Annotated in this window: 20 protein-coding genes; 17 read left to right on the forward strand and 3 right to left on the reverse strand. The window is 54.4% G+C overall.

Annotation, left to right across the window (positions count from 1 at the left end; all coding sequences use genetic code 11):
- The first annotated feature begins 8 nt into the window (after window positions 1-8).
- The 11 genes from ACFFLD_RS09940 to ACFFLD_RS09990 all read left to right on the forward strand — a co-directional run bounded on the left by ACFFLD_RS09940 (window position 9) and on the right by ACFFLD_RS09990 (window position 13,168).
- Window positions 9-1,481, forward strand: a complete 1,473-nt coding sequence (locus ACFFLD_RS09940) for an NAD(P)H-hydrate dehydratase (RefSeq protein WP_386040430.1) — start codon at window positions 9-11, stop codon at window positions 1,479-1,481.
- 11 nt (window positions 1,482-1,492) lie between these two features.
- Window positions 1,493-1,990, forward strand: coding sequence for a tRNA (adenosine(37)-N6)-threonylcarbamoyltransferase complex ATPase subunit type 1 TsaE (tsaE, locus tag ACFFLD_RS09945; RefSeq protein WP_386039657.1), 498 nt, complete (start codon window positions 1,493-1,495; stop codon window positions 1,988-1,990).
- Window positions 1,981-3,444, forward strand: a complete 1,464-nt coding sequence (locus ACFFLD_RS09950) for an N-acetylmuramoyl-L-alanine amidase (protein WP_386039659.1) — start codon at window positions 1,981-1,983, stop codon at window positions 3,442-3,444. Before tsaE ends, ACFFLD_RS09950 begins: the two co-directional genes overlap by 10 nt.
- 18 nt (window positions 3,445-3,462) lie before the next feature.
- Window positions 3,463-5,388, forward strand: coding sequence for a DNA mismatch repair endonuclease MutL (gene mutL, locus ACFFLD_RS09955; RefSeq protein WP_386039661.1), 1,926 nt, complete (start codon window positions 3,463-3,465; stop codon window positions 5,386-5,388).
- 37 nt (window positions 5,389-5,425) lie between these two features.
- The gene (gene miaA / locus ACFFLD_RS09960; protein WP_386039663.1) at window positions 5,426-6,364 is read left to right on the forward strand and encodes a tRNA (adenosine(37)-N6)-dimethylallyltransferase MiaA; all 939 of its coding nucleotides are present in this window, start codon (window positions 5,426-5,428) and stop codon (window positions 6,362-6,364) included.
- A 172-nt stretch (window positions 6,365-6,536) separates the two neighbouring features.
- Window positions 6,537-6,785, forward strand: a complete 249-nt coding sequence (gene hfq / locus ACFFLD_RS09965; protein WP_007114649.1) for an RNA chaperone Hfq — start codon at window positions 6,537-6,539, stop codon at window positions 6,783-6,785.
- A gap of 37 nt (window positions 6,786-6,822) precedes the next feature.
- Window positions 6,823-8,133: a ribosome rescue GTPase HflX gene (gene hflX, locus ACFFLD_RS09970; protein WP_386039667.1), complete on the forward strand. Its 1,311-nt coding sequence runs from the start codon at window positions 6,823-6,825 to the stop codon at window positions 8,131-8,133.
- A 147-nt stretch (window positions 8,134-8,280) separates the two neighbouring features.
- The gene (gene hflK / locus ACFFLD_RS09975; RefSeq protein WP_386039669.1) at window positions 8,281-9,576 is read left to right on the forward strand and encodes an FtsH protease activity modulator HflK; all 1,296 of its coding nucleotides are present in this window, start codon (window positions 8,281-8,283) and stop codon (window positions 9,574-9,576) included.
- On the forward strand, window positions 9,577-10,485 hold the full coding sequence (gene hflC / locus ACFFLD_RS09980; protein WP_386039671.1) for a protease modulator HflC: 909 nt from the start codon (window positions 9,577-9,579) through the stop codon (window positions 10,483-10,485).
- A gap of 192 nt (window positions 10,486-10,677) precedes the next feature.
- Window positions 10,678-11,880, forward strand: a complete 1,203-nt coding sequence (locus tag ACFFLD_RS09985) for an ATP phosphoribosyltransferase regulatory subunit (protein ID WP_386039672.1) — start codon at window positions 10,678-10,680, stop codon at window positions 11,878-11,880.
- Window positions 11,873-13,168, forward strand: a complete 1,296-nt coding sequence (locus ACFFLD_RS09990) for an adenylosuccinate synthase (RefSeq protein ID WP_386039673.1) — start codon at window positions 11,873-11,875, stop codon at window positions 13,166-13,168. The genes ACFFLD_RS09985 and ACFFLD_RS09990 overlap by 8 nt, the downstream gene beginning before the upstream one ends.
- 147 nt (window positions 13,169-13,315) lie before the next feature.
- Here ACFFLD_RS09990 and cobO read toward each other — a convergent pair whose 3' ends face one another.
- Window positions 13,316-13,915: a cob(I)yrinic acid a,c-diamide adenosyltransferase gene (gene cobO / locus ACFFLD_RS09995; protein ID WP_386039675.1), complete on the reverse strand. Its 600-nt coding sequence runs from the start codon at window positions 13,913-13,915 to the stop codon at window positions 13,316-13,318.
- A 258-nt stretch (window positions 13,916-14,173) separates the two neighbouring features.
- Here cobO and ACFFLD_RS10000 point away from each other — a divergent pair, with 258 nt between their 5' ends.
- The 4 genes from ACFFLD_RS10000 (at window position 14,174) to ACFFLD_RS10015 (ending at window position 19,236) form a co-directional block, all read left to right on the forward strand.
- Entirely contained in the window at window positions 14,174-14,659 is a 486-nt protein-coding gene (locus tag ACFFLD_RS10000; RefSeq protein ID WP_386039677.1) for a YajQ family cyclic di-GMP-binding protein, read from the forward strand.
- 71 nt (window positions 14,660-14,730) lie between these two features.
- A complete protein-coding gene (gene pepN / locus ACFFLD_RS10005) occupies window positions 14,731-17,361 on the forward strand; it encodes an aminopeptidase N (protein ID WP_386039679.1) in 2,631 nt (876 codons plus the stop codon).
- A gap of 64 nt (window positions 17,362-17,425) precedes the next feature.
- Entirely contained in the window at window positions 17,426-18,385 is a 960-nt protein-coding gene (yegS, locus tag ACFFLD_RS10010) for a lipid kinase YegS (RefSeq protein WP_386039681.1), read from the forward strand.
- Window positions 18,386-18,438: 53 nt separating this feature from the next.
- Window positions 18,439-19,236, forward strand: coding sequence for a hypothetical protein (locus ACFFLD_RS10015; protein ID WP_386039683.1), 798 nt, complete (start codon window positions 18,439-18,441; stop codon window positions 19,234-19,236).
- A 78-nt stretch (window positions 19,237-19,314) separates the two neighbouring features.
- On the opposite strand, the gene ACFFLD_RS10020 is transcribed toward ACFFLD_RS10015, so the two are convergent.
- A complete protein-coding gene (locus tag ACFFLD_RS10020; RefSeq protein ID WP_007114660.1) occupies window positions 19,315-19,518 on the reverse strand; it encodes a cold-shock protein in 204 nt (67 codons plus the stop codon).
- A gap of 135 nt (window positions 19,519-19,653) precedes the next feature.
- Between ACFFLD_RS10020 and ACFFLD_RS10025 the strand changes: the two genes are divergently transcribed.
- Entirely contained in the window at window positions 19,654-20,310 is a 657-nt protein-coding gene (locus ACFFLD_RS10025; protein WP_386039686.1) for a LysE family translocator, read from the forward strand.
- Between the two features lie 34 nt (window positions 20,311-20,344).
- Here ACFFLD_RS10025 and ACFFLD_RS10030 read toward each other — a convergent pair whose 3' ends face one another.
- Entirely contained in the window at window positions 20,345-22,309 is a 1,965-nt protein-coding gene (locus ACFFLD_RS10030) for a transglycosylase SLT domain-containing protein (protein ID WP_386039688.1), read from the reverse strand.
- Between the two features lie 135 nt (window positions 22,310-22,444).
- Between ACFFLD_RS10030 and ACFFLD_RS10035 the strand changes: the two genes are divergently transcribed.
- Window positions 22,445-22,777, forward strand: coding sequence for a YkvA family protein (locus tag ACFFLD_RS10035; protein WP_386039691.1), 333 nt, complete (start codon window positions 22,445-22,447; stop codon window positions 22,775-22,777).
- The last annotated feature ends 7 nt before the right edge of the window (window positions 22,778-22,784 follow it).

Here is a 22,784-nt window from a genome sequence, read left to right on the forward strand (position 1 = left end):
ATACTTCCATGCTACGCCCTCTATACCGATCCGCCCAAGTGCGCGAATTAGATCGACGCACCATTGCTGGTGGTATCGACGGTTTTGCCTTGATGCAGCGTGCCGCATCAAGCGCTTGGCATAGTCTTCGTTCACGTTGGCCGCAAGCGCGAAGCTTAACCGTGTTGTGCGGGAGCGGAAATAATGGCGGTGACGGCCATGTATTGGCCGCCCTGGCCATGCAGTCAGGCCTTAAAGTGCAGCACATCACCCTGAAAGCGCTTGACGAACTTAATGGCGACGCTGCCCGTGCGGCACAATTGGCGACCTCAGCAGGCGTCGGCTGTGAAGAGTGGCATGCGGGCATTGAACTCAATGGCGAGGTGGTGATTGATGCGCTGTTAGGAACAGGACTTAATGGCGAGGTGGAAGGGCGCTTCCGGCGTGCCATCGAAATGATCAATGCCGCGCACCGCCCGGTATTGGCGATTGATGTCCCTTCTGGGTTAGTGGCCGATACCGGCGCGGTCCCGGGGCTTGCTGTTAAAGCGGCCTGCACGGTGACCTTTATTGGCGACAAGATTGGTTTACATACCGGTGATGCGCCAGCTTATACTGGCGAAATTGACTTCCGACCCTTGGGTGTCAAAGCTCAGGCTTATTTCGACATACCGGCTACCGCGTGGCGACTAGACGATTCGCTATTAGCTGATGCCTTTGCCCCCCGTGAACGTATTAGCCACAAAGGATCGATGGGCCACGTGCTGGTCATGGGCGGGGCACCCGGTTTTGGCGGCGCGGCGCTGCTGGCTAGCCAAACAGCCGCACGTCTGGGGGCGGGAAAAGTGAGCTTGGCCACCGCGCCTGAACATATTACCGCCAGTCTGGTGCGCTGTCCGGAAGTCATGGCTCACGGCATACGTGGTGGCGCGGAGGCAGCTGAATTATCCGCCGCTGCTGACGTCATTGTGGTAGGGCCGGGAGTGGGCCAAGCTGCCTGGGGACAAGCCGTATTACAAACCGCGCTAGAGTCTGAAGCACCGCTGGTGGTGGATGCCGATGGCCTTAATCTGTTAGCCAGCCAATGGCCCAATACCCGGCGCGATAACTGGATATTAACCCCTCATCCTGGTGAAGCCGCGCGCCTATTGGGCTGTTCTGTCGCCGATATTCAGTCTGATCGTCCCGCTGCTGCCCAGGCGTTACAGCGTGCTCGGGGTGGGGTTGTGATATTAAAAGGCGCGGGCAGTTTAATTGCTGGCCCCAGTGGGCTGGTGGTCTGCCCTTATGGTAATCCCGGTATGGCCAGCGGCGGAATGGGAGATGCCTTGAGCGGCATGCTGGGGGCGATCGTCGCCCAGCGCAAAGAGGTTGAGTTCAGCGCGTGGTTGGCAACCATGGTGCATGCCTTAGCCGCTGATGTTGGTGCCGAACAAGAGGGCGAACGTGGCCTGCTGGCGAGCGATCTGGCATCCTATGCGCGAAAACTGATTAATCCGTGAAGGCGGCCCACATGCAGGTGCAGTTAGACAGCGAAGAAGCCCAGGTCGCGTTTGGTAACGCTCTCGGGCAGGTGTTTCAAGGACGTGGATTGGTGTATCTGGAGGGTGAGTTAGGTGCCGGTAAAACCACCCTGACCCGTGGCATCCTTCGGGCTTACGGCCATTTAGGCGCGGTGAAAAGTCCTACCTATACCTTGGTTGAGCCTTATGACTTTGGTTCGCAGCGGATTTATCATCTGGATTTGTATCGCCTGGCGGACCCCGAAGAGCTTGAATATATAGGCGGACGAGACCTGCTGGCAGATGACGCCCTGTGTATTATCGAGTGGCCCAGCCGTGGTGAAGGGTGGTTGCCACCGCCCGATCTGAGAGTCGTGCTCACCGTAGTGGCCAATGGACGCGTCGCCTCACTTGATGTGAGTAGCGAACACGGCAAACAGATATTGGAAGATGTGCAGCGTAAGCTTGCGTCCTGCCAGCGGGAGAACGGTGTGATTCAATGGAAATGAAGGGCATAGCGGCACGCGTCTATCGCCTGTTAGCCGCCAGTTTTTTGTCTCTAGTGGCCGTGACGGCACACGCCTCTAGCGTGGAAAGTATGCGCCTATGGGCAGCGCCGGACCATGCCCGATTAGTCTTTGACCTATCCTCGGCGACTACCGCTAACGTATTTTCGTTAGCCAATCCCAGGCGGTTAGTGATCGATTTAGATGACACCCAAATGGATACCGACCCCAGTACGCTGCCGCTACATGATAGTGCGATTACCTCGGTGCGCACTGGGTCTCGAGAAGGTGGTGGCTTACGCGTCGTACTGGAACTGGATCGCGCCATAGAGCCGCGCCATTTTACGCTGACCCCGAATGATCAGTATGGGCATCGCCTGGTGGTGGATCTTGAGTATCCGGGGGAAAGTGCCGTTGAGAACCCGATTGATCCTATCGAGGCGATGATTCGTGAGCAGGAAATTCAGGTTCAGCGCGCCTCGGCGCAAGCTCAACTGCCCGGTATTGAAGCACCGTCTGTAAACGAGGCGCCAGCGGAAGTGCTCGAAGCGAAGCCGCACCCACGCCGAGATATTATTATCGCAGTGGATGCCGGTCACGGTGGGGAAGACCCCGGTGCGATCGGCCCTTCCGGCACGCGTGAAAAAGACGTGGTGTTAGAAATAGCCCGTCGTTTAGCGGCTGAGATTAATGGAACGCCAGGTTTTAAAGCGGTATTAACTCGCGATGGCGACTATTACATTGGGCTGCGTCAACGGACAACGCTTGCGCGTGAGCAGAAGGCCGATTTCTTCGTTTCACTGCATGCTGATGCTTTTACTAGTCCGCGCCCTCAAGGCAGTTCGGTTTACGCGCTTTCCCAGCGTGGCGCTACCTCGGAAACTGCCCAGTGGCTGGCCGATAGCGAGAATCGTTCTGATCTGATTGGCGGCGTGGATGGCAGTCTTTCATTGCGCGATAAAGACCAAGTGCTGCGCGGTGTGCTGTTGGATTTAACCATGACGGCCACGCTCAATGATTCGCTCTCGATCGGTGGTCAAGTGCTGGAGCAGTTAGAACGAGTTAACCGGCTGCATAAGTCACGTGTTGAACAAGCGGGGTTTATGGTACTGAAGTCGCCTGATATTCCTTCGTTGTTGATCGAGTTAGGCTTCATCTCCAATCCTGACGAGGAGCGTAAATTGCGTGATCCAGTCCATCAGACAGGGCTTTCTCGGGCTGTTTTTAGTGGCTTACGCGAGCATTTCGAGCGTTTTCCGCCTCCGGCTAGCCTGCTAGCCTGGCAGCGCGATAATCAACGTAGCCCCTCTAGTAACGAGTACCGTATCCAGTCGGGAGATACCTTGTCGGCGATTGCCATACGTCATGGCGTACCGGTCAATCAGTTGAAGCAGGCCAATGACTTGAATGGCGATGTTATTCGGGTTGGCCAAGTGTTACAGATTCCTAGCTCGTGAGGTGTTGAGTTGACTGACATGACGACGACCGCACCGCGTATCCACGTGCTCGATCCGCGGCTGGCTAACCAGATAGCCGCGGGTGAGGTGGTAGAGCGGCCCTCATCGGTGACAAAAGAGTTAATCGAGAATGCGATTGATGCCGGTAGCCAACGTATTGAGGTAGAGATTGAGCAGGGCGGAGCGCGACTGATTAAAGTGCGCGATGACGGTATTGGGATTGGCGAAGACGACTTGCCGTTGGCTCTGGCCCGCCATGCGACCAGCAAAATCGGCAGCCTAGAGGACCTGGAAGGGGTTAGTTCGTTAGGCTTCCGGGGCGAAGCGCTGGCATCGATCAGCTCTGTGTCACGCCTTGAACTTATCTCCAATGCCCAGGAAGACCCGCGCCACGGTTGGCGCGTGGTGGCGGAAGGACGTGGAATGGAGGCCCGGGTAACGCCGGCGCCCCACCCGCGTGGGACCAGCGTCGGCGTACGTGATCTTTTTTTTAATACTCCCGCCCGGCGTAAGTTTTTACGCACTGAAAAGACCGAATTTGCCCATGTAGAAGAGGCATTTCGCCGCCAGGCGCTGTCGCGCTACGACATTGCCTGGGTGCTGCGGCATAACCAAAAAGTGATTCACCAACTACCACCGGGCAACTCTGCCGCTGCCCGGGAGCGTCGAATCGCCTCGTTGCTGGGCAAGAATTTCATTGAGCATGCACGCTACATTGAGCGTGAGGCGGGCGGCTTGCGGTTAAGTGGCTGGGTGGGCTTGCCTACTCATTCTCGCTCCCAGGCCGATCAGCAGTATTTTTTCGTCAACGGACGTGTTGTGCGTGATCGTTTGGTCGCACATGCGGTTCGCCAAGCCTATCGTGATGTGCTGTTTAACGGTCGCCATCCGGTATTTGTGCTCTATTTAGAGCTTGATCCTGACGTCGTTGATGTCAACGTTCATCCTACCAAGCATGAAGTGCGCTTTAGAGATGGTCGTATGGTGCACGACTTTCTCTATTCAGGGCTACATCACTGCCTGGCCTCTGCCAAGCCTGCCGAGAGTAGTGAGCAAGGCGATATTGATGAGGGGAGAGACGACGTTTCCTCCTCGCAGGCGGTAGAAGGCGCGTTACAGGGGGCTGGTGAAGGTGGGGCCGAGGAGCCACGTTGGCAGCAGCAAGGGATTGCGCTAACGCATTCACCGGAGCGCCATCCTGGTGCTGAGCGCGTTCGACGCTTTATGCAGGGTTATCAGGCCCTTCACCCCAATCATGAAGAGACGCTGCTCACTCCCCAGGCGAGCGTATCTGGTGATAGCGCTAACGAAGTGCGTGAAGCACCCCAGGTAATGCCCGTTGATGACCCGACCGCTCCGCCGCCGCTTGGCTTTGCACTGGGCCAGTTGCACGGTATTTATATTCTGGCGCAGAACGCCGAGGGGCTAGTGGTTGTCGATATGCATGCTGCCCATGAGCGTATCGTGTATGAGCGTATGAAAACGCAACTGGCGGCTGCCCAGGGAGTTGATGCTCAGCCGTTGCTGGTGCCTGTGTCGATTGCCGCCAGTCGGGCAGAGGTGGCAACGGCAGAGAGTGAGCAAGAGGCGATCGCCAAACTGGGCATTGAGCTGGATATTGCTGGGCCGGAAACACTGCTGGTGCGGCAGCTGCCCGCGCTGCTGTCTCAGGCTGATCCTGAGGCGCTTGTGCGTCAAATGCTGGAAGAGCTTTCGCGCTATGGGCGCACTCATCAGGTTGAAGCACGGCTACATGAGTTACTGTCGACCATGGCCTGCCACGGCAGTGTGCGTGCCAATCGACGCCTCACGATTGACGAAATGAACGCGTTGCTGCGCGACATGGAGCGCACCGAGCGCAGTGACCAATGCAACCATGGCCGTCCCACCTGGACCCAAATGGGGCTCAAGGCACTCGATCGGCTGTTCTTACGCGGACAGTGATCTACCTCTTTTTAGTTTAATGGAATGTTATCTGCGCATGGTTGATAAGCGCCCTTGGGCAATTTTTTTGATGGGTCCAACAGCCGCCGGTAAAACCGATGCCGCGATGGCTCTGCATGAGCGTCTAGGCCACGAGTTGATTAGCGTCGATTCAGCGATGGTCTACCGTGGCATGAATATTGGTAGCGCCAAACCGAGCGCGACTGAGCTTGCCCGTGCACCGCATCATTTAATTGATATTCGCGACCCCGCTGAGCCTTATTCAGCCGCTGAATTTCGTGAAGATGCGATGGCGCTTATGCGACAAATTAGCGCAGCCGGCAGAGTTCCGATTTTGGTTGGCGGTACCATGCTGTATTACAAACGGCTAATGGAGGGAGTGGCAAATCTGCCTGCCGCTGATCCTGCCATCCGTCAAAAGCTGGAAGTACAGTGGCAAGCACACGGGCTTGGCTCGCTGCATCAACGTCTAGCAGAGGTCGATGCGGTTTCAGCGCAGCGTATTCATCCCAATGACCCTCAACGGATAATGCGTGCTCTGGAAGTGTATTACGCAAGTGGTCGGCCAATGAGTGACCTTTGGGCGGAACAACAGCCTGAAACCTTTCCCTGGCGCGTGTTGTCCATAGCCTTAGCACCCAGTGACCGCGGTCTATTGCACCAACGCATTGCCCAGCGGTTTGCAGTAATGCTGGATGAGGGCTTGATAAATGAGGTCGCTGCCCTCAAAAAGCGTAATGACTTACATTTAGGCCTACCCGCAATGAAAAGCGTTGGTTATCGTCAAGTGTGGGGTTACCTGGATGGGGAATACGATTACCCTACGCTGGTTGACCGCGGTGTCATTGCGACTCGCCAACTCGCCAAACGCCAGCTAACGTGGTTAAGAAGCTGGCCAGCGCTCAATTGGGTAGATTCACAGCGTGCTGACGCGATGGATCAGGTGCTGAAAATCGTGCGTGATAGCGGTGCTTAGCGTAAGATAGTCAGTTAGTAAGCATGTGTTTTAGAAGGTCAGTCGCCCTTTTGGGGCATCGCTGAACCTTTCAGCTGATACTAAGCCTTTAGGGCAATAAGAGTGCGGCGTAGCACCAGTAGGGCACGCCATTTGATAATTAACCCCCAACGACAGTTTTAGGGAGAGCAACATGTCCAAAGGGCAGTCCCTTCAAGACCCTTACTTGAACATTCTGCGCAAAGAGCGCATTCCGGTCTCCATCTTTTTGGTTAATGGTATTAAGCTTCAAGGCCAGATCGAATCGTTTGATCAGTTTGTTATTCTTCTGCGTAACACCGTCAGTCAGATGGTTTATAAACACGCTATTTCTACGGTTGTGCCATCTCGCAACGTGCGTTTGCCTGCGCAAGATCCGGCAGAGCAGGATGCGGAGATTTAACGCCGCTAGAGCAGCAAGAGAGTCCACGAGGTATTGATTGTTTTTCGAACGCCCAGACGCCGGTGAAACGGCAGTTCTTGTTCACGTCGATTTTCATGATGAACAAAAACGTGAAGACCCGGGTGAGTTTTTAGAGCTCGTACGCTCTGCGGGTGCAGAGCCTGCGACTCTACTCACTGCTAGCAGACACCGAGCTGACTCACGTACCTTCATTGGGTCGGGTAAGTTAGAAGAGCTGCGAGCACTGCTTGCGGCTCATGCGGCAGAACTGGTGATCTTTAACCATAGCTTAAGCCCCTCTCAAGAGCGCAATATTGAGCAAGAGCTCAAGTGCCGTGTGCTTGATCGTACCGGCCTGATTCTTGATATTTTTGCGCAGCGGGCACGAACCCATGAAGGCAAGTTGCAGGTAGAACTTGCCCAACTTGAATATATGTCGACGCGCCTGGTGCGCGGCTGGACCCACCTTGAACGTCAAAAAGGGGGTATCGGCCTGCGTGGGCCCGGCGAGACGCAGCTTGAGACTGACCGTCGCCTGCTGCGCGGTCGAATTAAGTCGATCCACAAGCGGCTCGATAAAGTCCGTAGTCAGCGCGACCAGAATCGGCGTGCGCGGTCGCGTGCCGAGATTCATAGTGTCTCACTGGTGGGATACACCAACGCGGGTAAGTCGACCCTGTTTAACGCGTTAACCAACGCCGAGGTGTATGCTGCTGACCAGCTGTTTGCGACGCTTGATCCCACGCTCAGGCGGCTCGAAATTGAAGATGTAGGGCCGGTTGTGATGGCTGACACCGTGGGCTTTATTCGTCACCTGCCGCACAAACTGGTCGAGTCATTTCAAGCCACCCTGCAAGAAGCATCGGAAGCATCGTTGCTGGTACATGTGATTGATGCAGCGGACCCTGATCGCGAACTAAACGTTGAACAGGTGGAGATGGTGCTTAAAGAGATCGGCGCTGATGATGTGCCGGTACTCAAAGTCATGAATAAAATTGATAAGCTCGACAGCGCGCCGCGCATTGAGCGTGATGGTCACGGTGTGCCTGAAGTGGTGTGGCTGTCGGCCCAGCAGGGCCAGGGTCTTGAATTGCTGCATGAAGCGCTAAGCGAGCGCTTGGCAAATGATGTTATTGGCTTTTCACTGACACTCACGCCTGAGCAGGGTAAGCTGCGTGCTGGCCTGCATGAGCTAAATGCGGTTCGCGACGAAGCGTTTGATGAGCATGGCCAATCTGTTTTGGATGTGCGTTTGCCGCGTCGTGATTTTAATCAGTTAATGGCTCAGTTAGGCGAGCGAGCAAATACCTATTTGCCTGAAGCGTTGAGGGAAACCGATGAGTGGTAGGTTATCCGTTACACCCTTGGTGCGCTGCTAGTATTCTGAACCGTATAAAAATGGTACAAGATTTATAGAGCAATAATACCAAAACGCGGTGGCGTCATTTAAATAAGGCGCCACAGGCGTGAGCGAATACCTTAGTGGAGACGAAGTATGGCCTGGAATGAGCCTGGTGGTGGCAACCAGCATGACCCTTGGAGTAGTGGCGGCCGACGCGGTGGAAGTGATGGCGATAAAAACCGTGGTGGTAACAATGGCGGCAGCAATGGGGGTGGTGGTAATAACGGCAATAAAGGGGGCAACAATCAAGGCCCTCCAGACCTGGATGAAGCACTGAAAAAGTTTCAGGATAAGCTCAATAATATGCTGGGCGGCGGCAAAAAAGGCGGTGGCAGGAAAAGTGGCGGTGGCGGCAGTAATAAAAACCGCAACCCGTTCGCGCTGCCAGGCCTGCTGATTGTGGCCGCGTTAGCTATCTGGGCTGCCATGGGCTTTTATTTGGTCGACCAGTCAGAGCGTGGTGTAGTGCTGCGCTTCGGTGAGTTCCAGGGCATTGTAAACCCAGGTCTACAATGGAATCCGCCGTTAATTGATGACGTGCGTATGGTCAATGTGACGCGAGTACGTTCGTTGTCTCAAACGCAGTCGATGCTGACACGCGACGAAAACATCGTCGAAGTTGAAATTTCAGCGCAATACCAAGTCGCTAATCCGCGCGATTTTGTGCTGAATGTACGTGATCCTGCCATCTCGATCGAAAATGCGCTGGATTCGGCATTGCGTCACGTGGTGGGCGGTACCGATATGATCGATATCCTTACCTCGGGCCGGGAAATCTTAGGCAGCTCGGTGGCAAGCCGTTTGCAAACCTACCTGGATAACTATGGCGCCGGTATCCGTCTGCAAACCATCAACATCGAGTCCACCTCTGCGCCCGCACCGGTGATTGACGCGTTTGATGACGTTATTCGTGCTCGTGAGGATCGTCAGCGTACCATCAACCAAGGTATTGCTTACGCTAACGCCATTATTCCAGAAGCCCAGGGCCAAGCGCAGCGTATTGTTGAACAGGGCCAAGGTTACCGTGAGTCGGTCGTGGCGGAAGCACAGGGTCAAGCCAACCGCTTTAACTCACTGTTAACCGAGTACAGCAACTCGCCTGATATCATGCGCGAGCGTATGTATCTGGACACGATGGAAGAAGTCTTCGGCAATACACCGAAGGTGCTGATGGATGTGAGCGAAAACGCGCCGCTGATGTATCTTCCATTGGATCAAATGAGTGGCAGGAGTGGTAGTGGAAGCGGCTCATCGTCTGCAAGTAGCACTGCGAGCGGTGATGCAGCATTAGACCCCAACGTGCTTGAGCGTTTGCGTAGCACCCAGGGCAGCACTAGTAGCTCCTCATCAAATAGCAATAGTAGCTCCATCCGCAGGGAGGGCCGGTAAATGATTAATAATCGATCCCTGCTGATTGTTGGTGGTCTGGCTGCCGTAGCGTGGCTGGCGAGCAACACTCTGTACGTGGTAGACGAAACTGAACGCGCGGTGAAACTGCGCTTTGGTGAAGTCGTTGAAGAAAATATCCAGCCAGGTCTGCATGCCAAAGTGCCGATCGCTCAAACGATTCGTAAATTTGATACGCGCTTACTGACGCTGGATACCGACACTAGCCGCTATCTTACCCTTGAGCAGAAAGCGGTCATTGTCGATTCATACGTGAAGTGGCAAGTCGTTAACCCTACGCGCTATTACGAAGCGACGGCGGGTGATGAGTTGATGGCGATTCGTCTGATTCAGCCGCGGGTGGATGAAAGTCTGCGTAATGAGTTTGGCCGTTTGAATCTGCAGGAAATTATTGCCGAGCGTCGTGATGATTTAATGACCGGCCCCACTGAAGAACTCGATGAGCTCATGCGCGAAGAGTTAGGGGTCGCGATTCGCGACATTCGTATCAAGCGGATCGACCTGCCAGAAGACGTGTCGGCGGCGGTGTTTGAAAGGATGCGTTCCGAGCGTGAGCGTGAAGCTCGTGAATGGCGTGCACAGGGTCAGGAAGAGGCTGAGCGTATTCGTGCAAATGCGGATCGCCGCCGTCAGGTATTGCTTGCCCAGGCCAATGAGCGTTCTGAAACATTACGTGGTGAAGGTGATGCTCAGGCTGCCGCGATCTTTTCTGAGGCGTATGGCCAGGATCAGGAGTTTTTCTCTTTCTGGCGTAGCTTGAACGCCTATCGCGATAGTTTTGCTGATAACGGCAACCTGATGGTCTTGGAGCCGACTAGCGATTTCTTCCGCTATTTACGCAGTGCTGAGCCAGAAGGTGCGGAGTCAGAAGGTAGTGACGGCGGTGAGTAAATAGCCGCTGGTCGGTGAATCTTGTATGGGTAAGCAATAGCCATGCGGGGTTCACCCGGCCAATAAACGTGATAGAATTTATTAACCGGGCGTCGCCCGGTTTTTTTGTGGCCCCCGTTCACAGCTATCAATGAATTAATGTAATGGCTGATGAAAGTGGTTGGGCCTTCATCGTCTCGCAGGATTGTTCACATGACCATCGCTGACCGCTGGCTACTGCCCGACGGCATGGATGAGGTGCTCCCACCTCAGGCAAGCCGCATGGAAGAGCTGCGCCGTGCGCTGCTCGATCTTTACCATTGCTGGGGCTATGACCAGGTAATGCCACCGCCGGTTGAGTTTCTGGACTCCCTGTTAACGGGCACCGGTACCGATCTTGACCTCCAGACCTTCAAACTGACCGACCAGTTAACCGGTCGTATGATGGGCGCTTCGGCCGATGTTACGCCGCAAGTGGCGCGAATGGATGCGCATTCGCTCAAACGCCAGGGGCCCGTCCGCCTTTGCTACTGCACCACCGTGCTAAGGGCAAAGGCAGATCAGCATCAGGGTGGACGCAGCCCGGTGCAGGTGGGTGCCGAGCTTTTTGGGCATGCCGGTCTAGAGGCAGACAGTGAAATTATTCACCTGGCGCTGGCTAGTCTAAAAGCAGCCGGGGCTGATGAGATTCATTTGGCGCTGGGACATATTGGTATTTACCGAAGCCTGGTAGAGGCGGCAGCGTTGAGCGACGAGCAGGAGAAGGTGCTGTTTGAAGCGCTGGCGCTAAAATCACCTACTCAATTAGCCGAGTTTGTTAGCGCCAATGTCAGTGATCCTGTGTTAGCGGACATGCTATTGGCGTTAGGGGAATTGCATGGCGGCGCTGACGTATTAAGCTTGGCGCGAGAGCGATTTGCGGGCGCGCCAGCCTCGGTGATGGCCGCTATGGATCAGTTGGAGGCACTCTACCAAGGGGTGCTGGCACGCTTTGATGTATCGCTCTACTTTGATCTGGCCGAGCTGCGTGGCTATCAGTACCACACGGGCATGATGTTTGCTGCCTATGTGCCGGGCTATGGACATGCCGTTGCCAAGGGCGGGCGTTACGACGATACCGGACGCGCGTTCGGCCGGGCTCGACCTGCTACCGGCTTCTCGATGGACCTGAAGCATTTGGCATCGTTGGCGCTAGCCTCGTCAGGACGTGGCGCTATTTGGTCGCCTGCTAAGCAGGATGAGTCGCTCCACGCCGCCGTTGTCGCGCTGCGTGAGCAGGGAGAACGTGTGATTCAAGCGCTGCCTGGACAGCGCACTGGGCCGGCGGAGCACGACTGTGACCGCCGTCTTGAGCTTATCGACGGTCGTTGGCAGGCAACGGCCCTGACACAAGAGACGAGTGATCAAAATGGGTAAGAATGTCGTAGTGCTGGGCACCCAGTGGGGTGATGAGGGCAAAGGCAAGATTGTTGACCTGCTGACCGAGTCGGCATCCGCCGTAGTGCGCTTTCAGGGCGGTCATAACGCTGGCCACACGCTGGTTATAGATGGTGAAAAAACCGTTCTCCACCTGATTCCTTCCGGCGTATTACGTCCAGGCAAAAGCTGTGTCATCGGTAATGGCGTCGTGCTGTCACCTGAAGCGTTGATCAAAGAGATCCGTGAGCTTGAAGCTAAAGGCGTGCCGGTACGTGAGCGTCTGCGTCTTTCGCCTGCCTGTCCGCTGATCCTGCCTTATCACGTGCGCCTGGATCAGGCCCGTGAGAAAGCGCGGGGTGTCGCTAAAATTGGTACTACCGGCCGTGGCATTGGTCCTGCTTATGAAGATAAAGTTGCCCGTCGTGGTCTGCGCTTGGGTGATATGCTGCACCGCGAGCGTTTTGCTTCAAAACTGGGCGAAGTACTCGACTACCACAACTTCGTGTTAGTGAATTACCACGGTGAGCCCGCGGTCGACTTCCAGGAAGTGCTCGATAGCGCGATGCAGATGGCTGAAGAGCTACGTCCCATGGTATGCGACACGGTCAGCATGGTGCACGATCTACGTAAAGCGGGCGAGAATATCCTGTTTGAAGGCGCCCAGGGTTCGCTGCTCGATATTGATCACGGTACTTATCCTTACGTTACCAGTTCCAATACCACTGCTGGTGGCACCGCCACTGGTTCAGGTGTTGGCCCGCTTTATTTGGACTACGTGCTGGGCATTACCAAGGCGTACACCACGCGGGTAGGCTCGGGGCCGTTTCCGACCGAACTCTTTGATGTTGATGGCCGCCACCTGGCCGAGCGTGGTCATGAGTTTGGTGCCACGACCGGGCGTGCTCGCCGCTGTGGTTGGTTCGACGCCGTCGCATTGCGTCATGCGGTGCAGATCAACTCGGTGTCCGGTATCTGCTTGACCAAGCTGGATGTGCTGGATGGGTTAGAGAATATCCGTGTATGCGTTGGCTATCGTAGCAAAGATGGCGATGTGCTGGATAATCCCGTTGATTCAGAAGGCTACGAAGCGGTCGAGCCGCTATATCAAGACCTGCCGGGCTGGAAAGAGTCAACCTTGGGGGCTAAGCAGGTGGAAGATTTGCCCGCTAACGCTCGCGCTTATATCAGCTTTCTTGAAGAGCAGGTAGGCACCAGCATCGATATCATTTCCACGGGTCCCGATCGCATGGAAACCATCGTGCTACGCAACCCGTTTGATGAGTAACACTACTTTCACACCGCTTTCAGCTAGCTGAGCTCACTGGAAATGACCGGTCGGTGAATGGCTAATGTGTAGCGGGTGAAGAAAAGAAGGGGCGATTGATGCATCGCCCCTTTTTGCATGTTAAATATCGATACCGCGGCTTGCATGTTAAAAATCGATACCGCGGCGTGCTTTTAAGCCGTTGTTGAAAGCGTGGCTGATCTCCTGCATCTCGGTGACGGTGTCAGCCATCGCGACCAATTCGCGGTGAGCATTACGTCCGGTAATGATCACCGTCTGTTCTGCTGGCCGGTTCTCTAGGGCTTGCTTGACGGTTTCAATGTCCAGATAGCCGAATTTAAGCATATAGGTAATTTCGTCGAGTACCACGAGATAGGTGTCTGGGTCGGCCAGCATGCGCTCGGCTTCTTTCCAGACGGCTTGGCAGGCGTCGGTATCCGCTTGGCGATTTTGCGTATCCCAGGTAAAGCCAGTGGCCATGATGGCGACCTCTAAATTAGCATCCTCCTCAAGGCGATTGCGTTCGCCACACTCCCAAAGTCCCTTAATAAACTGTACCACGGCTACTTTATAGCCATAGCCCAAGGCTCGGGTGACCGTTCCCCAGGCGGCTGTGGTTTTGCCTTTACCGTTACCGGTGTTAACGATAATAAGGCCGCGTTCCTCATCGGCACTGGCCACTTTTTCATCGACCCGCGCTTTGAGTTTCTGCATGGAGGCTTTATGACGGGTATCACGGTCACTCATGGATTCTCCTGTCTATTTCGTCGGGTAGATATGCCGTTGGTGCAATGGTGCGGTAGCTAACGCTAGCTTAAGCTAACGCCAAGCGAATTAATATCATTGGCGGGATCTGTTGAATAATAGTTGTATAACTATTTGCCTGCGTAATTCAACAATGGGTTCATTATTGACGGCATTAAAATAATAGAAAGCCAACAGGATTGGCCGGTTGGGTGCTAGCTGCTCTAGAATAGGGGGTCATATCTTGCCAGGAATTACATCATGCCCTCATTTGATATTGTTTCAGAATTCGATAAGCACGAAGGCGCCAATGCGGTTGATCAAGCAAATCGGGAAGTCCAGTCGCGTTTTGATTTTAAAGGCGTCGATGCTAGCTTTGCGCTTGAAGGCGATAAAGTTCAGTTAGAGGCAGAGGTGGATTTTCAGCTCAAGCAAATGCTGGATGTCCTGCGCGCCCGGTTAATTGCCCGGGGTATCGACGCCCGCTGTATGGACGTTCAAGACCCGGTACTTTCAGGAGTGAAAGCGCGTCAGGAAGTCGCTTTGAAGCAGGGGCTAGATCAGGCGGAAGCCAAAGATGTGGTTAAGCGCATCAAGGCCAGCAAGCTAAAAGTACAGGCGCAAATTCAAGGTGAGAAGGTGCGCGTTACCGGCAAGAAGCGCGACGACTTGCAGAGTGTGATGACCCTGCTACGTGGCGAAGAGGGGCCGGATTTGCCACTCCAGTTTGATAATTTCCGCGACTGATGACTGTGTAGCGCTTTCCGACCTTCGTTTTTAATAATGTACATAATCGTTTTATACAGGAGCCAAGCACTATGTCTGATCCGCAGCCGGTTTACTTAAGCGACTACCAGCCGCCCGCCTACCGGGTAACCCATACCGAGCTGACGTTTGATCTTGACCCCGCCGCGACCCGTGTGAAAGCGCGCCTAGTGATTGAGCGGCACGCTGAGGCTGAGGCTGATGCGCCACTGTTTTTAAATGGTGAACACTTAAATCTGATTTCCCTGGCGATTGATGCAACGCCGCTGGACGAGGCGGCTTATCACGTCGATACCAAAGGGTTGCGTATCGCCCAGGTGCCGAAGCAGTTCGTGCTGGAGAGCGAGGTAGAAATTTCTCCGCAGGAGAATACGGCCTTGGAAGGGCTTTATCTCTCCAGCGGCATGTATTGTACTCAGTGCGAAGCGGAAGGTTTTCGTCGCATTACCCTCTATCCTGATCGCCCCGATGTGATGGCAACCTTTAGCGTCACCGTGATTGGCGATCAAGCGCGTGAACCGGTACTGCTAGCCAACGGCAATCCTACCGCGCGCGGGGAGCTGGAAGACGGTCGCCATTTTGCTACCTGGGAAGACCCACATCCAAAACCCAGTTACCTGTTTGCCCTGGTGGCAGGTAACCTGCACAGCGTGGAAGATCACTTCACCACCATGAGTGGTCGCGACGTGACTCTGCAGATTTGGGTGGAAAAAGAGAATCTTGATAAAACCGATCATGCCATGGCGTCGCTAAAGCGAGCCATGCGCTGGGACGAGCAGTCATACGGACGCGAGTATGACCTTGACCTGTTCATGATTGTGGCGGTCAATGACTTCAACATGGGGGCGATGGAGAACAAAGGCCTCAATATTTTCAATTCGGCGGCGGTCTTAACCCATCCTCACACAGCGACCGATGCAGCATTTCAAAACGTTGAAGGCATCGTTGCTCATGAATATTTTCATAACTGGTCGGGTAACCGGGTCACCTGTCGTGACTGGTTCCAGCTCTCGCTAAAAGAAGGTTTTACGGTCTTTCGCGACCAGTGCTTCTCGGCGGATACCAACTCAGCCCCCGTTAAGCGAATTCAGGATGTGTCTTTTTTCCGTACCGCACAGTTTGCTGAAGATGCGGGGCCGACGGCACACCCTGTGCGCCCTGACCATTTCATTGAAATTACCAATTTCTACACCCTGACCATTTATGAAAAGGGCGCGGAAATTGTTCGCATGCTGCGTAATTTGGTAGGCGAGGAGAGCTTTAGGCGTGGCTCGGATCTCTACTTTGCACGGTTTGACGGTCAGGCCGTGACCATTGAAGACTTCGTCGCCTGTATGGCGGAAGCCTCCGGCGAAGACTTTAGCCAGTTTATGCGCTGGTACTCTCAAGCAGGGACGCCGGAAATCGATGCCCACGGTGAGTATGATTACGTCCATGGTGAATATCACTTAACGTTGCGTCAGCGTACACCGGCCACCCCTGGGCAGCCAGAAAAGCTACCGCTACATATTCCGGTTCGAATGGGCTTGGTAGGCACCAAATCGGGTCAGGATCTCACCCTAACGCTTGATGGGGAAAAAATCGGCAAAGACGCCGTCATTCACCTTCGTGAGTATGAGCAGACGTTTGTCTTTACGGATGTTGCCGAGGCGCCCGTTCCTTCATTGCTACGGGCGTTTTCCGCCCCGGTAAAGCTGCATTACCCCTATTCGAGGGAAGATCTTGCTTTCTTGTTAACCCATGACAGTGATGGCTTTAACCGATGGGATGCGGGCCAGCGGCTGGCGCTCCTGGCGTTGGATGACTTGATAGCGGCCCACCGCAACGGCGTTGAAAAAGTCATGGATAACCGCGTGGTGGAGGCATTTAAAGCACTGCTGACCGGCCCTATGAATGATAAGGCTGTATTGGCGGAGATGTTGACGCTGCCTTCAGAGGCGTATATTGCCGAACAGCAGCCTATTGTGGATGTGGACGCCATTCATGCTGCGCGTGAATTTGTACGCCAATCGCTGGCTATCGCCTTGCGCGATGCGTTTGTCGAGGTGTATGACGCCAATACGACAGAGGAAGCGTATGCGCCTACGCCAGAGCAAATTGCCCAGCGTAGCCTGAAGAATGTGGCCCTCTCCTATCTAATGTCGATTGAAGATGAGCAGGGGCTGGCCTTGTGTGAAGCGCAGTTTGCAGCAGATCACAATATGACCGATGTGCGCCAAGCGCTAACGTTGCTGGTGCATAGCGACCGTGATGATCTGGCAACGCCTGCTTTAAAATCGTTTGGTGAAAAATGGGCCCATGATCCTCTGGTAATGGATCAGTGGTTTACTATCCAGGTATCGCGCCCTCAGTCGGATGTGCTTGATCGCGTGAAGTACTTGATGCAGCATCCTGCGTTTTCACTGAAAAATCCCAACAAAGTTCGTGCGCTCTTTGGAGCGTTTGCGCAAAATCGGATAAATTTCCACCGGCTGGATGGTCAAGGTTACCAATTGCTGGCCGATGTGGTGATTAAACTTAACCTGCTCAATCCAGACATTGCCGCGCGGCTTGTTACGCCGCTAACGCGTTGGCAGCGGTTTGATGAAACTCGCCAAGCATTAATGCGCAGTGAGCTTGAGCGGATTAAGCAACAGCCGTTATCCTCAAACGTATACGAGGTGGTCGAAAAAGCACTGGCCTAGTCCTTGGAATAGCGCTTGGATCAGCCGTCAGCATTAGTTGTTAACCAAGGAAAGGAAAACACCGGTGACAGACTCACAGCAACACTTTTTACTCATTATCAACGGTAAATCGGCTGGTAACCCAGCTTTGCGTGACGCAGTCAATGAGCAACGAAAGGCAGGGATGCATATTACGGTTCGTTCTACCTGGGAAGGGGGGGACGCTGCCGATTTAGCAGAGCAATCAGTCGCCATGGGCATCACGCATGTGATTGCCTGCGGCGGTGATGGCACCGTTAGTGAAGTCATGAATGGCTTGATGCGGTTGCCTCATGATCAGCGCCCGGCAATGGGAATTGTGCCGTTAGGCAGCGCCAATGATTTTGCTACCTCCGTCGGGTTGCCGCTTGAGCCAGAGCCTGCTTTAGCCACACTGCGAACACTCAATGCCTATCCTATTGATGTCGTACGGGTAACGGCAGGCGAGCGTGATGAGTCATCCACCAGCTATTACCTCAACATGACGACTGGGGGGTTTGGTGCTGAGGTGACGTCAACGACGCCCAAAACGCTCAAGCGATTGCTGGGTGGAGGAGCGTACTCGTTGATGGGCGCGCTAAAGGCATGGCGGCATCGCAGTTATCGCGGCACGCTTTCTTGGGATGAAAAACAAGAAGAGGCCTCTCTACTGTTGCTGGCGCTAGGCAATGGTCGTCAATCGGGCGGTGGTCAGGTGTTAGGCCCGCGTGCAAAACTCGACGATGGCTGTTTGGATGTACTGTTGGTGAAAGACTTTACGTCAGTAACAGAGCTGACCAAGCTTATAAAAGAGCTGCAAAGTTTTCCTTACGACGGCAAGTTTGTGCGTTATTTCACCACGACGCGTCTGACGTTGACCACACAGTCAGACGATGAGCCTTGGCCGCTGACCCTGGATGGCGAAGCACGTTTTTATAATCACTTCTGCGCAGAGGTGGTTCCCCTCGCGTTGCGTGTACTGCTACCCGATGAGTGTCCGCTGCTGTCTTCATCCCATCGGCAATAGCGCCGTGGCTCAAGCTTGTTCGTTACTTTTACGCTTTTAAGGAGAAGGATTAAATGGCAAATCGAGTGTGGTTACCCGCATTAGCCGCTGTGGCACTACTGTTAAGTGCATGCGGTGATTCTCAGGAAGAGCCCAGCGTGGCGGAGCCCGAGGAAGACAATACCGCTGCGGTGCAAGAAGGCACGGTGGCGGAGGAAGGCGACAGTGGAGTGGCTTCTAGCGACGCCCCTCAAGCCACGTCAGACGAAGCAAGCTCTGTCGATGAAGAGCAAAGCGATAATGGCGAGTCGCAAGAAGCGTTGGTAGCCGACGAAGAGTCACTGGCGGCAGACCCTGATGATGTACTCGATGAAGAGAGTGCGATGCCGGGTGAAGCGACTCGGTCCGATGTGGATGAGATAATTGCCGAAACGGAACGCCGTTTTGAAGAGGCTGAACAGCGTCTGGAAGAGCAGTTTCAAGAGGTTGAGCAGCAGTCGACCGAATTAGAGCCTATGGAGAGTGACGCTATCTCACCTAGTTGGGACAGCGAGAGCAGTCGTGTGCCCGAGCGGACTCCATTGCAGGATGATCGTGAGGCAACCGATGTCGAGAGCTTAATTGAAGACACCGAACGTCGTTTTGAAGAAGCCCAACAACGCCTGGAAGAGCAGTTTCAAGAGTTAGAGAATCGAGAAGCCGAACGCGGCCCGGCGGTTGAGCCAGGAGAGATAGAGAGTAGTGAAAGCGCTGACCGTGAAGGGGATCAAGAAGCCCAAGATAGTCAGATGGCAGATGAGCCGATGACAGAAGAACAGATGACGGAAGAAGAGAGCCGTCAGCAAACAGGTACGAGTAGCGAGAGTAATTAATAAGGTCTCTTCGTCGAGACGTTCATTAGCACAATAAAAAAGGCCCGCGTTAGCGGGCCTTTGTCCATCCGTTAGCAATTAAGCTGGGCGGATGTTGGAAGCCTGAAGGCCTTTTTTACCCTGAGTCACTTCAAAGCTGACTTTTTGACCGTCTTGCAGGGTCTTGAAGCCTTCAGCTTGAATTTCGGAGAAGTGGGCGAACAGATCGTCTCCGCCGTCATCAGGAGAGATGAAGCCGAAGCCTTTAGTATCGTTGAACCACTTAACTGTGCCAGTTGCCATTTTCTATTTCCTTAACGTGCTTAGTAATCAAACGGGCAACTCAATTGTCCACCCGCTATAATCACTCTAGATGTAAACACGGCTGTCGTCCAGCGACATTCCTAAGATTTTCTATTTTGTTGCGAGCAATGAACGATGATGCAGTTAGGTTTTATTGATGCGCAGTTTGTTTCCTTTTTATTAGCCATCACTCTACTCACTATCAGTCCTGGCGTGGATACCTTGCTAGTGATTAGAAATACTGCGCGCGGAGGCGTTCGCGATGGCATTACGACCAGTGTTGCTATCTGTTGTGGGTTATTTATCCATGCCACTATTTCTGCGCTTGGCATCTCGTTGATCCTACTGCAATCAGCCTGGGCATTTCATATGTTGAAGCTGGTCGGGGCGGGCTATTTAATCTGGTTAGGGGTAACCAGTTTACTGGCAGCGCGCCGTGGGGAGGGGCTTCCCGTAGGTAGCGTAACCAAACGCTTGCCTGCTGTGTCGCGCTGGCAGCCGGTCAAGGAGGGCTTTTTATCCAATGTATTGAACCCTAAGACAGTGGTGTTCTATATGGCCTTTTTGCCTCAGTTCATTGCCCCTGGCGATCCTGCTTTGTTGAAATCACTATGGCTGGCGGGGGTGCACTTTATCATCGCTAATATATGGCAAATTAGCGTAGTGCTCATGGTCGGGAGTGCGGGTAAGTGGTTAGCCAATGCTCGCTTTGCTCAGGTATTGAACGCCGCGACCGGCAGCGTATTGGTGGTGTTTGGGATTCGCCTGGCGCTCACTCAGCGTCCGGTATAAACCGGACGCTGTGTGAGAAACACAAAGATGTTAGCTATCGTCGGGCGAGCAGTGCGCGGTCGTAGCTTACCTGCTGTTCACTGTCGCTAAGCAACGAAACGCCGTCGCTATTGCCGCCATTGGCAAGGCTTTCAAAAATCACCCGATAGCTAAGCACCGCCTGCACATAATCGCGGGTTTCTCGATAGGGGATGCTCTCCACGAAGAGATCAAACGCTTCTACCCCATTCCCCAGCCATTGATCGACCCGGCCGGGCCCCGCATTATAGGCCGCCGCCGCCGCAAGGCGATTGCCCTGGTAACGCTGCAGCTTGTCTCGTAGGTAAGTACTGCCGAGTCGAATATTAAGTTCTGGATCCAGTACGCCGTAGGCGCCAGGATCGCTAATACCCAGTTCGCGGCTGACTTGGCTGGCGGTACCTGGCATTAGCTGCATCAGTCCTCTCGCACCAGCGGGTGAAAGGGCGTTAGGGTTATACGCGCTTTCACGCCGACTAATCGCCATCAGCAAGTAAGGATCGACACCGGTTTGGCGACCCCAATGTTGAAAACTGTCGCGATACGCCTCAGGAAAACGCCAATCAAGCGCATCCCACAATTCGCCAGCAATGGTGGTTTGCACCAAGCGTGCATGCCATTGCTGATGGTCGGCGTAGTCGGCCAGTGCTCGCGCTTGTGCGGGACCGCCGCTCTGCACGGCATGCAGCCACTCGCTGTTGGCAAGTCCCGCTTCCCCTATACGTAGCAGCGCCTCGGTGCGCACTACCGCGGGCAGCTGCGCAATACGTTGACGCGATGCTTCATCAAAGTGATTGCGTTCAAGATTCAGCTGATAGGGTTGGCCCAATTTTTCTGATGCTGCAAAGCCATAAAAACTACGATCCAAGGCGGCCTGCTGATAGCGCGCTTCGGCGGCCTGGTGGTTGCCAAGCTGCGCGTTGGCGCGGCCTAGCCAATATTGCCAGCGGCTATTTTCCTGCTGAACAGGGGGCATTTCAGCGATCCAGTGAATCACCCCATTCCAGTCGCGTTGTGCCAGGGCATGACGGACGCGCAGCTCTAGCACGCGCTCGCTATCGAGAGAGGGAAGTACGCTGTCAACCCAGCTAAGCGTGCCCGGTACATCACGTACCAGGGCATAAAAGGCCAGTTCTTCTTCTATGGGCTGACGTTCGCTGGAGGTCAGGTTCAGTCGCGGTGACAGCGTCTGCCAGGCGGTAAAGGCTGCCAGCGTATCTTCGCGAGTATATTGCTGCATGGCGGCACGGTAAAAACTGGCGGTGGCGGCACACTCAGGGCCAAGGCAGGAGGCAATCTGAGTAATCGCGCCGCTGCGCTGAACAACACTATCAGCACTAGCCAGTGCCGTTTGCCATTGGCCGTTTAGCAAGCCGCCAAGATAGCTTGAAAGACGTGTTTCGCCTGCCTGCCAAGCGAGCATCTTGCGCTCCCAGATTGCCTTGGCATCGATTGTGCCGTTAGCCCGTAAGCGCTCAAAAAAGGGGTCACATGCGTTAGGTTGTGATTTGCCTACGCGCCATAAATTCAAACCTGCCTGGTTTGCCTGCTGGGGGTTAGTCGCCAGCAGCGCTGAGTAGTAGTAGCACTGCCGAGCGGTTCCCGCTGGTTCGCCATCGGCGACCGCGAGCAGGTCACTGTAGCGCCCCGCATGGCCATAGTGGGCAATCGCCTGACCGCGCATCCATCCAGCGAGAGGGGAGTCGGCATACTGGGCAATAAAGCGTTGAACTTGATCCGCTGAGGCGTTGGGCAGTTGCCCTTTCAAGCGGTGGTACTCAACGTACCCATACAACGGGTGATCACCAATCGAGCGTTCGTCAACGCGTTCCCACTGCTGCTCCCTGGCCGCCTCGAGAGCCTCGCGTAACTCACTGTCGGAAGCGGCCCATGAAAGCGCGGGTAACCCAGCCAGCAGTGCTGTGCCCAGCAGTGCTGTGCCTAGTGCACGAGCGGAATGGCGAAATGGCAAAACCAACATGCTGCTCTCTCTCTATCGATATAACGTTAGGTAGCTTCGGCGAGCCGACCATGCGTGTTGCGGAGTAACTACTATACTGAACCAATGCTAGCCGTCACGATCTGACTGCTCATTCATTAGGAGGATTCAATTACGATGGCATTATTATCTCCTTGGAGATTGCTGCGTCGACTCAAATCCCGCGTTTGGGCGACAAAACGCATTGCGCGTGCTTTAAAGCTGTTTTTCCCCATGACCCGTGACGTGATTCGTGGTGATTTCCGCCCCATACCATGGTCGGCATTTGGCATGATGGCGTTGGCGCTCGCCTATTTGGTCATGCCCTTCGATCTGGTGCCCGATTTTCTGATGTTGATCGGTGTGATCGATGATGTGTTGATTGTCGGTTGGCTGCTAAACCGTATTGACCAGCGCCTGGAAGAGTATCGGATATGGAAAAATAACGACCCCGACATGATGTTTTCATAACGCCCAC

Source organism: Vreelandella sulfidaeris, from assembly GCF_042429665.1.
Taxonomy (GTDB): domain Bacteria; phylum Pseudomonadota; class Gammaproteobacteria; order Pseudomonadales; family Halomonadaceae; genus Vreelandella.

Coding starts and splice junctions, on each gene's coding strand:
- ACFFLD_RS09950 (WP_386039659.1), top strand. CDS start 1,981: ATGGAAATGAAGGGCATAGCGGCACGCGTCTATCGCCTGTTAGCCGCC.
- hflK (WP_386039669.1), top strand. CDS start 8,281: ATGGCCTGGAATGAGCCTGGTGGTGGCAACCAGCATGACCCTTGGAGT.
- ACFFLD_RS09990 (WP_386039673.1), top strand. CDS start 11,873: ATGGGTAAGAATGTCGTAGTGCTGGGCACCCAGTGGGGTGATGAGGGC.
- ACFFLD_RS10000 (WP_386039677.1), top strand. CDS start 14,174: ATGCCCTCATTTGATATTGTTTCAGAATTCGATAAGCACGAAGGCGCC.
- ACFFLD_RS10025 (WP_386039686.1), top strand. CDS start 19,654: ATGATGCAGTTAGGTTTTATTGATGCGCAGTTTGTTTCCTTTTTATTA.
- ACFFLD_RS09940 (WP_386040430.1), top strand. CDS start 9: ATGCTACGCCCTCTATACCGATCCGCCCAAGTGCGCGAATTAGATCGA.
- ACFFLD_RS10020 (WP_007114660.1), bottom strand. CDS start 19,518: ATGGCAACTGGCACAGTTAAGTGGTTCAACGATACTAAAGGCTTCGGC.
- tsaE (WP_386039657.1), top strand. CDS start 1,493: ATGCAGGTGCAGTTAGACAGCGAAGAAGCCCAGGTCGCGTTTGGTAAC.
- hflC (WP_386039671.1), top strand. CDS start 9,577: ATGATTAATAATCGATCCCTGCTGATTGTTGGTGGTCTGGCTGCCGTA.
- cobO (WP_386039675.1), bottom strand. CDS start 13,915: ATGAGTGACCGTGATACCCGTCATAAAGCCTCCATGCAGAAACTCAAA.
- ACFFLD_RS09985 (WP_386039672.1), top strand. CDS start 10,678: ATGACCATCGCTGACCGCTGGCTACTGCCCGACGGCATGGATGAGGTG.
- miaA (WP_386039663.1), top strand. CDS start 5,426: ATGGTTGATAAGCGCCCTTGGGCAATTTTTTTGATGGGTCCAACAGCC.
- ACFFLD_RS10015 (WP_386039683.1), top strand. CDS start 18,439: ATGGCAAATCGAGTGTGGTTACCCGCATTAGCCGCTGTGGCACTACTG.
- ACFFLD_RS10035 (WP_386039691.1), top strand. CDS start 22,445: ATGGCATTATTATCTCCTTGGAGATTGCTGCGTCGACTCAAATCCCGC.
- pepN (WP_386039679.1), top strand. CDS start 14,731: ATGTCTGATCCGCAGCCGGTTTACTTAAGCGACTACCAGCCGCCCGCC.
- ACFFLD_RS10030 (WP_386039688.1), bottom strand. CDS start 22,309: ATGTTGGTTTTGCCATTTCGCCATTCCGCTCGTGCACTAGGCACAGCA.
- hfq (WP_007114649.1), top strand. CDS start 6,537: ATGTCCAAAGGGCAGTCCCTTCAAGACCCTTACTTGAACATTCTGCGC.
- mutL (WP_386039661.1), top strand. CDS start 3,463: ATGACGACGACCGCACCGCGTATCCACGTGCTCGATCCGCGGCTGGCT.